The 10603-nt window shown below is 67.9% G+C and carries 18 protein-coding genes; 2 read left to right on the top strand and 16 right to left on the bottom strand.

The annotated features are described in order from the left end of the window. Window positions 1-329 (bottom strand): hypothetical protein (locus tag WC493_RS19555; protein WP_373067638.1); only part of this gene is annotated, 329 nt, incomplete at its 3' end. 87 nt (window positions 330-416) lie between these two features. On the opposite strand from WC493_RS19555, the gene WC493_RS19550 reads away from it, so the two are divergent. Both WC493_RS19550 and WC493_RS19545 read left to right on the top strand, forming a co-directional pair. After that, window positions 417-605, top strand: coding sequence for a hypothetical protein (locus WC493_RS19550; RefSeq protein WP_373067636.1), 189 nt, complete (start codon window positions 417-419; stop codon window positions 603-605). Continuing rightward, the gene (locus WC493_RS19545; RefSeq protein WP_373067634.1) at window positions 602-1585 is read left to right on the top strand and encodes a DUF3987 domain-containing protein; all 984 of its coding nucleotides are present in this window, start codon (window positions 602-604) and stop codon (window positions 1583-1585) included. Before WC493_RS19550 ends, WC493_RS19545 begins: the two co-directional genes overlap by 4 nt. Here WC493_RS19545 and WC493_RS19540 read toward each other — a convergent pair. From WC493_RS19540 to WC493_RS19470, 15 genes are all read right to left on the bottom strand, one after another. Then, on the bottom strand, window positions 1582-3441 hold the full coding sequence (locus WC493_RS19540; RefSeq protein ID WP_373067631.1) for a hypothetical protein: 1860 nt from the start codon (window positions 3439-3441) through the stop codon (window positions 1582-1584). The genes WC493_RS19545 and WC493_RS19540 overlap by 4 nt on opposite strands. Continuing rightward, window positions 3431-3784, bottom strand: coding sequence for a hypothetical protein (locus tag WC493_RS19535; RefSeq protein WP_373067630.1), 354 nt, complete (start codon window positions 3782-3784; stop codon window positions 3431-3433). Before WC493_RS19535 ends, WC493_RS19540 begins: the two co-directional genes overlap by 11 nt. Next, a complete protein-coding gene (locus tag WC493_RS19530) occupies window positions 3781-4437 on the bottom strand; it encodes a hypothetical protein (protein ID WP_373067628.1) in 657 nt (218 codons plus the stop codon). The genes WC493_RS19535 and WC493_RS19530 overlap by 4 nt, the downstream gene beginning before the upstream one ends. After that, window positions 4434-4826, bottom strand: a complete 393-nt coding sequence (locus WC493_RS19525; RefSeq protein WP_373067626.1) for a hypothetical protein — start codon at window positions 4824-4826, stop codon at window positions 4434-4436. Before WC493_RS19525 ends, WC493_RS19530 begins: the two co-directional genes overlap by 4 nt. Before the next feature lie 66 nt (window positions 4827-4892). After that, window positions 4893-5153 (bottom strand): hypothetical protein, encoded by a 261-nt coding sequence (locus WC493_RS19520; RefSeq protein WP_373067624.1) that lies wholly within the window; start codon window positions 5151-5153, stop codon window positions 4893-4895. A gap of 54 nt (window positions 5154-5207) precedes the next feature. Beyond that, window positions 5208-5882 carry a hypothetical protein gene (locus WC493_RS19515; protein WP_373067621.1) on the bottom strand — a complete coding sequence of 225 codons (675 nt, stop codon included), beginning with the start codon at window positions 5880-5882 and terminating at the stop codon, window positions 5208-5210. Between the two features lie 4 nt (window positions 5883-5886). Continuing rightward, complete coding sequence (locus tag WC493_RS19510; protein ID WP_373067619.1) at window positions 5887-6201, bottom strand: hypothetical protein; 315 nt, start codon at window positions 6199-6201, stop codon at window positions 5887-5889. 4 nt (window positions 6202-6205) lie between these two features. After that, a complete protein-coding gene (locus WC493_RS19505) occupies window positions 6206-6691 on the bottom strand; it encodes a hypothetical protein (protein WP_373067617.1) in 486 nt (161 codons plus the stop codon). Continuing rightward, window positions 6691-6849 (bottom strand): hypothetical protein, encoded by a 159-nt coding sequence (locus tag WC493_RS19500; protein WP_373067614.1) that lies wholly within the window; start codon window positions 6847-6849, stop codon window positions 6691-6693. Before WC493_RS19500 ends, WC493_RS19505 begins: the two co-directional genes overlap by 1 nt. A 4-nt stretch (window positions 6850-6853) precedes the next feature. Next, complete coding sequence (locus WC493_RS19495) at window positions 6854-7177, bottom strand: hypothetical protein (RefSeq protein WP_373067612.1); 324 nt, start codon at window positions 7175-7177, stop codon at window positions 6854-6856. Further along, window positions 7174-7896 (bottom strand): hypothetical protein, encoded by a 723-nt coding sequence (locus WC493_RS19490; protein ID WP_373067610.1) that lies wholly within the window; start codon window positions 7894-7896, stop codon window positions 7174-7176. The genes WC493_RS19495 and WC493_RS19490 overlap by 4 nt, the downstream gene beginning before the upstream one ends. Window position 7897: 1 nt before the next feature. Beyond that, on the bottom strand, window positions 7898-8854 hold the full coding sequence (locus WC493_RS19485) for a hypothetical protein (RefSeq protein WP_373067607.1): 957 nt from the start codon (window positions 8852-8854) through the stop codon (window positions 7898-7900). Then, a complete protein-coding gene (locus WC493_RS19480; RefSeq protein WP_373067605.1) occupies window positions 8851-9144 on the bottom strand; it encodes a hypothetical protein in 294 nt (97 codons plus the stop codon). The genes WC493_RS19485 and WC493_RS19480 overlap by 4 nt, the downstream gene beginning before the upstream one ends. A 4-nt stretch (window positions 9145-9148) precedes the next feature. Next, on the bottom strand, window positions 9149-10105 hold the full coding sequence (locus WC493_RS19475; protein ID WP_373067603.1) for a hypothetical protein: 957 nt from the start codon (window positions 10103-10105) through the stop codon (window positions 9149-9151). A gap of 72 nt (window positions 10106-10177) precedes the next feature. Then, window positions 10178-10603, bottom strand: a 426-nt coding sequence (locus WC493_RS19470) for a hypothetical protein (RefSeq protein ID WP_373067601.1), incomplete at its 5' end; no start/stop codon positions are given.

The raw sequence follows: 10603 nt of genomic DNA, 5'->3' as shown, positions 1-10603 counted from the left end.
TGCTCCTTCTGCTCGGCCGTCGCGAACATCCGCTGCAGGCGCTTCATCATCTGCCCGAGCAGCATCGGCTTGTTCGAGCGGACGGCCGCCTCGACGGTGTTCCGCGGGTTGCCCTGCATGAAGTGGGCGTACATGAGCAGCCGGCACGCCTCCGGCTTCTGAGCCTGGCGCGTCTGCCGGTCGAAGATCCCGAACCGGTGGCAGAAGGACGAAATCGCGACGTCGACCCCGTGCGTCCGGGGGTTCCAGATGAAGTCCCTCCGGACGTGGTGGATCCGGCGTCCGATTCCGCGCTTGAGGTTCGATCGTGGGAGGGTGCCAGGGTTCACCGTTCAAGCCTGCCCTCTGGGGGCCCCATGCCGCAAGGTGGCTCTGTCACGGTTGACGGTGGCATGCCACGATGCCACAATGAGCGCATGGGAAAGCAGAAGACCAAGAACTCCACGAACATCTACCTGTCGGCGGAGATCCACAAGCGGCTCCGGATGGCATCGGCCGAGACCGGCGTGTCGGCTTCGATCATCGTCGAGCGGCTGCTCGAGCGGCACCTGGCGTCGTTCGTGTCCGGCGCGTACGAGCCGAAGTCGGACCAGGGCCAGCGGTGATCCAGACACGGACCATCCCGTTCCCGTCGATGGTGCCGACGACGGGACTCCTGCCCTACTACGTCTCGGAGGCATCGAAGCTCACCCGCACGCCGCAGGTCTACCACCTCGCCTCGATCGTGACGCTGCTCGGCGCCGTGCTCGACCCGGTGTCCTGCGCGTACCTCACCTGGGACAACGGTCTGTCGCGTCGTGAACGGCTGTTCCTGTGGACGCTGCTCATCGGACCGGCCGGCAACAAGAAGACCTACTCGAGCGAGCTCGCCATGCTGGCCGTGCTGCCGCACGTCGAGAAGCGGCATCGCTCCGGCGAGGGCGGTCGGCGAGCGCTCGAGGACATGTTGATCCACGAGCCGAACCCCGTCCTGCACGTCACCGAGGCCGCCAGCTGGTTCGCCAACGATCGCCAGGCCGGATCGATGGAGGGCGCCTCGTTCTGGACGCAGGTCTACGACGGGTACTACATGCCGCGGAACAGGGCTGACTCCGGCGACGACGCTGCCGGCCGGATCCGTGTCGGCGTGACGCTGTTGCTGATGGGGCCCGACGAGGAGATCATCCGCACGACTCGCCGCTCGGACTGGATGGGCGGGTTGATCCCGCGACTCAATATCTGCCGCGCGGGACGGATCAAGCGCGGCCCGGGTGGCGCCGAATGGCCGCCGGCGATCCTGAACCGCATCCGCAAGGCGATCGATCGGATCCACGACCTCGCCGAGCGTGCTCAGTACCTCGTGCTCACCAAGCAGGCACGGGTGACGTGGGAGCGCTGGCAGGCGAAGCACGACCGGAAGATGGAGACCGTCTCCGAGCTCCACGAGAACATCGGCAGCCGGGTGCCGTGGCACGTCCTCCGCATCGCTGCGATCTACGCCGCCAGCCGCATGAGCACTGTTGTCGAGCGACGCGACATCGTCGCGGCGTGCAACTTCGGCCGTTTCCTGCGCGGGTGCTCGTTGTCGATGGAACCGAAAAGCTAGGACTTCGCGGCGGGAGTCTCGTCAGGTTGCCGCCCCGGCGCCGGCGAGGGGCCGGTCTCCGTTGTCGCCGGAGCGGTCTGGGAGAGGCCCGGGGGCCTCTCCTCCGCGCCGGACGCCGGAGCGGTGGTGTCCGCAGTGCCGGCCCCGACCCGGGTGGTGTCGGGCGGAGGCTGCTGAGTCTGCGGCTCCTCTTGACGAGGCTCTTCCTTCGGCTGTCCGCGCTGGCCGAGGCCGGCGAACTCGCGGAAGAAGGCCGCGCACATGGCGATGTAGCGGGCGTCATCGTCGGTCATCGGGCGCTTGACGCCGAAACCTGCCGCGGTCGCGAAGCGGCTGAACACCTTCTCCGGATCGTCCCGGAGCTCCTCGATCATCTCCTTGGTGCTCTTGTCGGACTTCGACCAGTCGAAGGCGTGGACCGACGTCCACATGACGTTGACCTTCGCGCCGACGTGGTTCGGGGGCTCGCGGCGGTCCATCGAGTTGCGGATGTCGAGCAGCATCGCGTCCGTCGAGCGCTGGATCGCCGTGATCTGCACGCGCTCCTTCGACCGGATCTCGTCGGAGTTCTGCTTGCGCTTCTCGTCCCGCTCTTCCTGCTCGCGGCGCTTCTTGTCGAGCCACTCGCGCTCTTCCTGCTTCTGCTTCGTCTGGGCGTTGTTGAACTTCTCGTAGGCCTCCATCATCTTGGTGATGTCGAACTTGTCGCTGTCGCCCTTGGCGGTCTTCACCATCGACACGAGGTTCTGGACGACCATCTGGTTGACCGTCGCCATCGCGGCCATCGCCTCGGGGCCCTGCGTCATCTTGACGATCTCGAGCGCCTCGGAGAAGCCTCCGCGTTGCTGCCCCTGGTTCGCGATCGCCGCCTTGACGACCTCGACCAGCGCGTCGTCGCGCTTGCTGGATCCGCCGTCGGCGAGCTTCGACTCGAGACGGTTCACGGTCTCCTGCAGCGGCTTGATGATGTTCTGCAGCCGTTGCTCTTCCTCGGCACGGCGGGCCCGATCCTCGGCAGCGTCGACGCGGCGCTTCATGTCCTCGATCTGCTGCTGGTAGTAGCCGACCTGCCCGTTCCAGACGCCCATCGGCACGGCAGACTGTCCGGGCACCTGAGGCATCCCCGGCATCCCGCCGGGGGAGACGTATCCTGCCGCAGCCATCATTTCGCGGAGCTTCTGATCGATGTCCATGTCCACCTTCCATCCCCTGACGAACGGCTTGCCGGTGTTGGCGGCATACTTGATCGCCGAGCCGTTGCCAAGCGGCCTGCCGATCGAGTTGGCGTTCCCCGTCGCGTAGTAGACCCTGACCCAGAACGTCTTTCCGCCTACCCACGTCGGGATGTAGGTCTCCGGCATGTAGGCCCGGGTCATCGTGATCCGGCTCAGCATCCCGCACGAGACCATTTCCCCGCCGTGCTCCTCGTCCTCGTAGTCCACGAAGACGTTGACGAGCAGATCGGTCTCCCGGCCGCCGGACGCGGCTTTCGCCTCTCGCGCGGGGTCCCCGTCGCGCCGGGGCTGGTCCGGGTACTCGTCTCCGCCGTCGTCCCTGCCCGGCTCCGGCTGTTGCGCCCACGGTGGGAGCGGCGACTGCGACGCCTGCGGCATGCCGGCGAACATCGGGATGCGGTTGTCGAACTCCGGCTGCCGTGGCATCGCGCCCGGGGGCCCCATGCGGAGATCGGGACCGGCACTCGCCGACTCAGCCGGCGCCGGGAGCTCGACGGAGCCCTCGACCTCGGCGTCCGGGATCTCGTCGTCGTCGATCGGGTCTGGCACACGCTCGTCGTCCGGCTCTTCCGGTTCGACGACGGGCGGGGGCACTGGATCCTTCATGAGTTTACGCGCCACGCTTCGCCTCCATGTACCGGACCTGCTCGACGAACGCGGCGAGAGGGGACAGCCACATGACGAAGTACCCGAGGCCGACGCCGGCCGCAGCGGCGCACACCGGGCCGAGGGCGCTCGAGGCCCACCACGGCAGCATCGGCTCGATCCACGCCGGAACGAACTGCCGGGTCTGCACGACGATCTCTGCGGCCGCGCCAGCCCACCCGAACGAGCACGCCGGGCACTTCGAGATTGCCCGGTAGAACGACCACCGCTCGGCGAGGCGTCGCCTGGCGTCCGCGGTATGCGGATCGCCGGCGAGCAGGAACGCCGCGCACGAGCAGAAGAGGATCCAGAGAATCACTGCTTGCCACCACGCAGCTTCCGGAGGAAGCCGCCCACGCCTACCTGCTGCATCTTCTTGGACACGGCGACGAGCTTGTCAACCACCCTGGCAGCCCGCTGCGGCAGCCAGTCCGGCAGGAACTCGCGGTTGCTCTCGCGCCACGCCGGGCAGTTGTACCGCAGGTACTTGTACCCGGGCCCGCCCATCATCACCGGCGTACCGTCCGGCTTCACGACCGGCTCACCGTTCCGATCCAAGGCCGGACGGATCGGGTCGTCCTCGCAGTACAGGAACGCGGACGGGCCGAGATCCTGCCAGATCCCAAGCCCGCCCTGCGAGGGATGCCTGTGCACGACGTCCGCCAGGAAGCCAGCGACCTTGTTCCAGTGGTCGGACCCTGGCCGAAGGAACTGCCCGTTGCCGCAGCCGGCGCACGGGCTCTTGGCGCACTGCGCCTGGCGGAGTTGCTCGTAGCCGGTGATTCGATCGTGGATCTTGGTACGGAAGGCGACGCCGCTGCCGTCGGGCTTCTTCACGTCCTCCGCCGTCTCGCCGAGCTCGTCGCCCTCTTCGACGGACTGGACCGGCGTCGACGTGATCTCGATCGTCTTCACGTCGGACGGGATCTCGTCCACCAGCGACGACAGGTCGCGCTTGGCGTCGTCGCTCATCGTGCACCCGCCGGATGCTTGCGGGCGCCCTCGCGCTTCTCGTTCGCCTGGCGGAACAGGTCGTCGGTCGGCTTGCCCTGGTTGACGCACCGCAGGAGCTCGGCAGCGCTCACCCCGAACTCCCGGAGCACCAGCTTCAGACCCCACTCGAGGATCGCGCACTTCTGCGGGCCGCCCATCATGTTAACGATCGGGAGGTGGCACTCCTCGCCGGACCTCCACACCCGCTGCATGTAGGCGTGGGTGCCGTTCAGGAACTCGTGGCCGTTCCTGGTGAGGTGCACCGTGCTCTCCGCACGGTTCCCGGACATCGCCTTCCGGGAGCACCACTCGCTGTCCTGGCCATCCTGCTGCTTCTTGTTCTCCGCCATGAACCAGATATGTGCCACGGCGCGATACACCGTGTCAAGACATGAGACAGGTTTGTGGTACAGGTGGGACAGGTGGTGGTGGTGCTAGCGGCCGAAGATCGCTGCGGCGAGGAGCGAGAATCCGGACACGGTGCCGATCACGAACAGCCCGTTCAGGTTTCGGCACGGCGGGCAGCTGCGGCTCGAACCAGACGATCCGCCGTTGTCGCCGGCTCCGCCGTCGTCGCCGTCGTCGTTCGACTGGCCCGAGCCGCCGCCGCCGCCTCCGGATGGAACCATCGCCGTGTTCGACTGGCCGAAGGCCGAGAGTCCGCGCAGCTGCATGAACTCGTTGAAGGCATGCACGACCTCGGTCTGACGGTCAACGACGCCGAATCGCGGTCGTCCCATGGATCACCTCTACCGCTTCTTCCACGACTTCGACCAGGCGGCCAGGCCGGCGCCGAGCAGCCCGTCCACGGCGATCAGCACGCCGCCGAGCCAGCCGGCCGGCGACACGCTCGGCACGACGGACGAGTCGGACGAGTCGGACGAGCCGCCGCCATCCCCGCCGCCGTCCGCGGAGCCGCCGCCGCCGTCGCCACCGTCGCCGTCCTGGGCGGACGATCCGCCACCGCCATCGCCGCCGTTCGCCGTCCCGCCGCCCTTCCACTCGAGCCAGCCGGCTCCCAGCTGCGCCAGGCCGTCCTCACCGTAGATCATGAACGGCGGGGTCGTGATGAGGCAGGGGCGGGCCGCCAGGGGGCCGGCGCGCTCGACGTCGCTCGACGACAGCCCGGTGCACTGGCCGATCGTCACCGCCAGGTTGACCCAGCGCTTGAACGCGGCGTGCGTCTGCGAGCCGTACTTCCCGTCCTCGTCGATCCGTCCGCCGGTGAGGCGCAGCGGCCCGGTGTACTCCTGGCTCATGTCGTACACCGAGTTGTAGAAGTGCTGCCAGAGCTCCACCGCCGGACGCTGGGTGAGCTCGCCGAAGCCCTTCATCGCGCCGGCGACCTTCGCCAGCGGGTTGGGCGCGGGCAGCGTCGGCAGCACCAGCGGCGTGTGCGTTTCGGTCCTCGTCCTCGTTCGCATCGGATTACTCCTTGTCCCTGAGCAACAGCGTCATCAAGATCCCGACCGCCGCCGCCGCCGTGACGAACTGCGCGAACACGGCGGCCTTGCCCCACTTCGCGATGTCCTCGAGGTGGTACTTCTCGACCACCCGCTTGGTTCCCTCGTCGATCCCGGACGCGACCGCATCGGCGACCTGCGCCTTGATGTAGTCGAGCGTCTCGGGGGAGACCATCGCCGAAACGCTGGCGGGCGGAGCCGACGAGCCGGACTGGCCGAAGCCGGCGAGCGCCGTCGCCACGTTGGCGTTCTCCTGGTCAATCACGGTTCCCTTCGGCATCGTCCTACCTCGCCAGGCCGACCATCGTTCCGATGCAGCCGATCACCAGTGCCGCGACCGCCGCCGGTCCGTCGTTCGACGACTGCGCCGCCGTCGGACCCTGCTCCGAGCGGTGGATCACCGCCAGGGCCGACATGAGGGCGTCCCAATACGATCCGCTCTGGGCCGCCATCTGCGCCGTCGCCGTCTGCTCCTCGAGCGTCGTGCACGGCCAGAAGTCCTGCCGCACGGTCGGGTGCACCTTCGCGATCACCGACGCCAGCTGCGCGGTCCGCGTCGTGTCGACGCCGAACCCGGGGTCCCGGATCGGCGCCAGGGCCGGGTAGTCCCGCTCGAGCGCCTCGCGCACTTCGACCGCGAGCTCCCACAGCTTCGCGTGCGGCTTGCGGCCCCAGCCGGTGAAGCCCTCGAGACCCATCGCCGACGTCAGGCAGCGGATCCACGCGCCGGCCGCGGTCTCGTTGAACGCTCCCAGGCCACAGCACGGCATCAGGACGCCCCCCGCTTCTGCTGCCGCACGGTGGGGCGGTAGTACTTCTTCTTGCCGAGCCGCTTCATGACCGAGGCGAAGGCGCCGACCACGAAGGTCGTCACCGCCGCCTTCGCGCCGTTGCTGACCTCTGCCGAGTATCCGCACTTCTTCGCCATCGGATCACCCCATCATCTGCTCGGCGATCGACGCGATGCAGTCGCCGCACGGGAGATCGCCGGTCTTCATCTTGCCCTTGGTCCCCATCGCGATGTCGGTGTACGCCTCGTTCGCCATCAGCATCATCGAGGAGTAGCCGCCCATCGCCGTGAGCGCCGCCGGTCGATCCTTCGACTGCGGCTCGGCCTTCTTCTCGGGCGTCGCCTTGGGTGTCGCCAGCGCGGCGGACCGATCGATCTCGCGGACCGGAGCAGTCGCGCGCACGGATTCCGTCCGCTCTTCGTGGAGCGGCGGAAGCGACGCGAACATGCTCTCGGCCCAACTCATTCGACCCACCCGATCACGGCCTCCGAGGCCACGTAGCCACCGAGCAGACCCATGATACCACCGAGGCCCGTTCCGGTGGGAGTATCGAGCAGGCCGCAGTCTCCCTCCGGCGTGACCAGGTCGAACGACTCCTTCACCGACTGGATGCAGTCGAGGTTCCCGTCGCAGTCGGCGATCAACTGCGCGCGGATCTTGGCGAGCTCCATCTGCGTCTCGTGCAGGCGGATCGCCTTGTCCACGTCGGACTCGAACAGGTTCCGCAGCTGCTTCGCCGTGTCGACGCCGAACCGGATCACCGGGATCCCGACCTCGACGAACAGCCAGCCACCGAGGAGCCACTTCCCGTATTTCCAGACCTTCGTCCAGACGTTCTTCGCCGCCTGCGCGCCCATGATCCACGCGCCGGCGATGGGGCCCGGGATCTGACCGAGACCGCCGACCCCCGTCGAGATCGTTTCCCCGGACGCGGTCTGCACTTCGGCCCAGATCATCGGCATGATGCTCGCGACGTACTTGTGCCGCGCGGTCTCGCCCTGCCCGTAGATGATCGCGATGTCCTCCGCCTCGACGGCCAGGCTGTCCCTCAGCGCGTCGAGCTTGGCGACGAGCGACACGTCCGTAGCGTTGAGCAGCGTCGCCCACCGGCGGGCTGCCTGATACCACGAGGCGGCGCGGAGCCACGCCTCGAACGGATTTCGCGCGGGTCCGAGCAGTCGCATGTCAGTCCCTCACCGCGATCATCGAGCCGATCGATCCGGCCGCGAGGATCGGAATCGCCACCCACGAGTGCGGGTTGGGCTCGAACTGGATGCCGAGCAGGTCGCCCAGGTAGAACACGTCGAAGTCGCGCGTCTTCGGCGGGAGCGGCTTCTCCATCTTCTGCGGGTCCCACGCCGCCATCATCTTGCGGACCAGATCCGGATTCCCCATGCTCACGCGGTAGATGCGGATCATGGCCTGCCACTGCTGCGCGACCCTCGGCCAGTAGTCGCGCTCGAAGTCGAGCAGCTGGTTGACCGCTCCGCTGATGCGCTCGCTCACGGCCGGCGGACGTCCAAGCATCCGCCCCATGGTCTCCGGCAGCGACTCGTCGCGGAGCTCGAAGGCCAGCCACAGCGGCAGGAACCACCGCTTGCCGAACGCGACGGCTCCGCTTCCGAGGCCGCGCCAGAACCCGAACCTCGCGACGGCCTCGGTCGCCTGGACGGCAGCGGGGGCCCCGGCGGCGATCTCTCCGCGGGGCACGTCGAACAGGAGCTTGTAGCTGCGGAGGATCTCGTCCTCGCCGGCGCGCAGTCCGCGAACTCGCCCCATCGGGATCGTCTCGGTCGTGCCCTCCACCGTCCCGGTGTCCGCGTAGGCCTCCGGCTGCCAGGCCGGCGGCGCGTCGGAGTAGGAACCGATCAGCGCTGGCACGGCGTCGATCATCCGCTGAAACGGCTTCGACTTCTCGATGAACGCGGCGAACTTCTCGTCGCCGTGCTCCTGCCCGAACGCCGCGTAGACGTTCGCCGCGGAGTCGATCAGCTTGTCCCGGTACTCGCGGTACGGCCGCGCCAGGCACGGCGGGGCGACGGGCCCCATGCGGCGCAGGGCGTCACCGTGAACGGCGAGCGTCGCGGCTTCCTGCGCCAGCTGGAACAGGATCCCGGCGTAGCTCTGTGCGCTGTCGCTCACACCGGCCTCCCGGCCTTCCAGTACTCGAACGAGACGTTGACCACGGCCTTGTTCTCGTTCCCGACCCAGAGCACCTGACGCTTGCCGAGCGGGAAGCGCTTCGGCTCGTTGAACACCTCGACCTTCATGTCCTTCGCGAAGTGGCCGCGCTTGAGGGCGAGGTACACGCCGTTGGTGGTTCCGTGGCTGACCTGCACGATCACGTCGTAGTCGAAGGGGCCCATGACCCTCTTCACGGCGTCGATCCCGACGGCGACGCGCAGGAAGTTGACCTCTCCTTCGACCATCATCGCGCTAGTCCTTCGGCGGCCGGCGCCACCCGCAGAACGTGGCGATCAACTGCGTTCCGGTCGTCACGTTGAAGTTGCGGATCTCGAACTTCACCGATGCCAGTCGGTCGATCGGGATCGGCTCGTAGAACTCGATCGTGATGGCGTGATTGTTCACCTGGACCGAGTCGCCGAACGCGACCAGCGGGGCGCGCTCGCGGTACGGGGCGAAGCGCTCGCTCTCCTTCCCGGACAACCGCGGCATGATCCTCAGCTGGCGCCAGATCCGCGGGTCCACGGCGAGGGTCGGGTAGTGCGCTGAGTCGATCACCGCCACCATCCGGCGAACGATGAGATCCTGTCCGGTCATGTTGCGGCTGGCGTTCGCCGGCGCCGTCTGGTCGGCGACGAGGGCGGCCGGAGCGATGGCGCCCAGGGTGAAGCCGATCGGAACGTACAGCGCGTACGGGCGCTTCGTGTTGGCGAGGTATCCCTGGACCGCGAAGTGAACGGTGCCGGCGGGGAACCCGGGCGCCTGCGCGACGCTCGAGTTTTCCCAATCCACGACCAAGCTGTCCTGGTACTTCACCCGCAGCGGGACGGGGCCCTTGGGCTCCCAGACCAGCTGTCCGAAACCGTTTCCGACGGGCGGCGCGTCCACCTCGCAGAGCCGGGGCCTGCGGTCGTCGAGGGCGATCAGCGGCAGGAAGTCCCCGTAGGGGTATTCCTTGTCCTTCCACCAGCGGACCTGCAGCGAGGGCAGGATCGACGTGCCGGCGCCGGGGTCCGCCGGGATCGCCGTGTTGTAGAGCAGCGTGTTCTCGGTGATGACGACACGATCGATCAGCGCGTCGTAGTCGTACTGCAGATCGTCGATGTCGAACTGCGCTTCCGAGAACAGACCGGGGGCGGGCGCCAGATCGATCGGCACCTCGACCGTCTTGAAGTTGGGGAGAGAGAACTCGTCGCGGTTGAAGTCCACCGTCATCCTCCGTCAGCTGCCCGGCGCGGCTATGCTGCCGGCCGCGGGCAGCCGACGGCGGCAGACGGCGAACTAGGCCTGCTTGAACCAGTACACCGTGTTGCGGATCCCGATGCCGGGGACGCTCGATCCGCCGGAACCCGTGAACCCGATGACGCCGTGCACCGGGATGACCTTCGCGAGCAGCTGGGTCGTCACGACGCGCGGCTTCGGCAGCGGCTTGATCGCCGAGTAGTTGTTCATCCCGTTGCGCAGGATGATCAGCGCGTCCGTGGTGAAGTCGCCCTCGGGCCCGAAGCCGTTCGGGAACTCCGTGACCATGCCCTGCTCGAAGGCGGCGTCGTCGCTGTCGAAGTACAGCTCGTACCAGAGCCGCGCCTCGGCCTCGAGGAAGTCCTCGAGCGAGATCAGCAGGTCGTGCGCCGCCGTCAGATCGCGGGGCGACCGGCGCTCGATCAGCAGCGACGAGTGCGTCGCCGTGAACGGGCGGGTGTCCGG

It is taken from the genome of Zavarzinia sp. (genome assembly GCF_041650655.1).
Classification (GTDB): Bacteria; Pseudomonadota; Alphaproteobacteria; order Zavarziniales; family Zavarziniaceae; genus Zavarzinia.
Note: the sequence above shows the minus strand (reverse complement) of the source record. Positions and strands in the feature narration are given on the sequence as shown.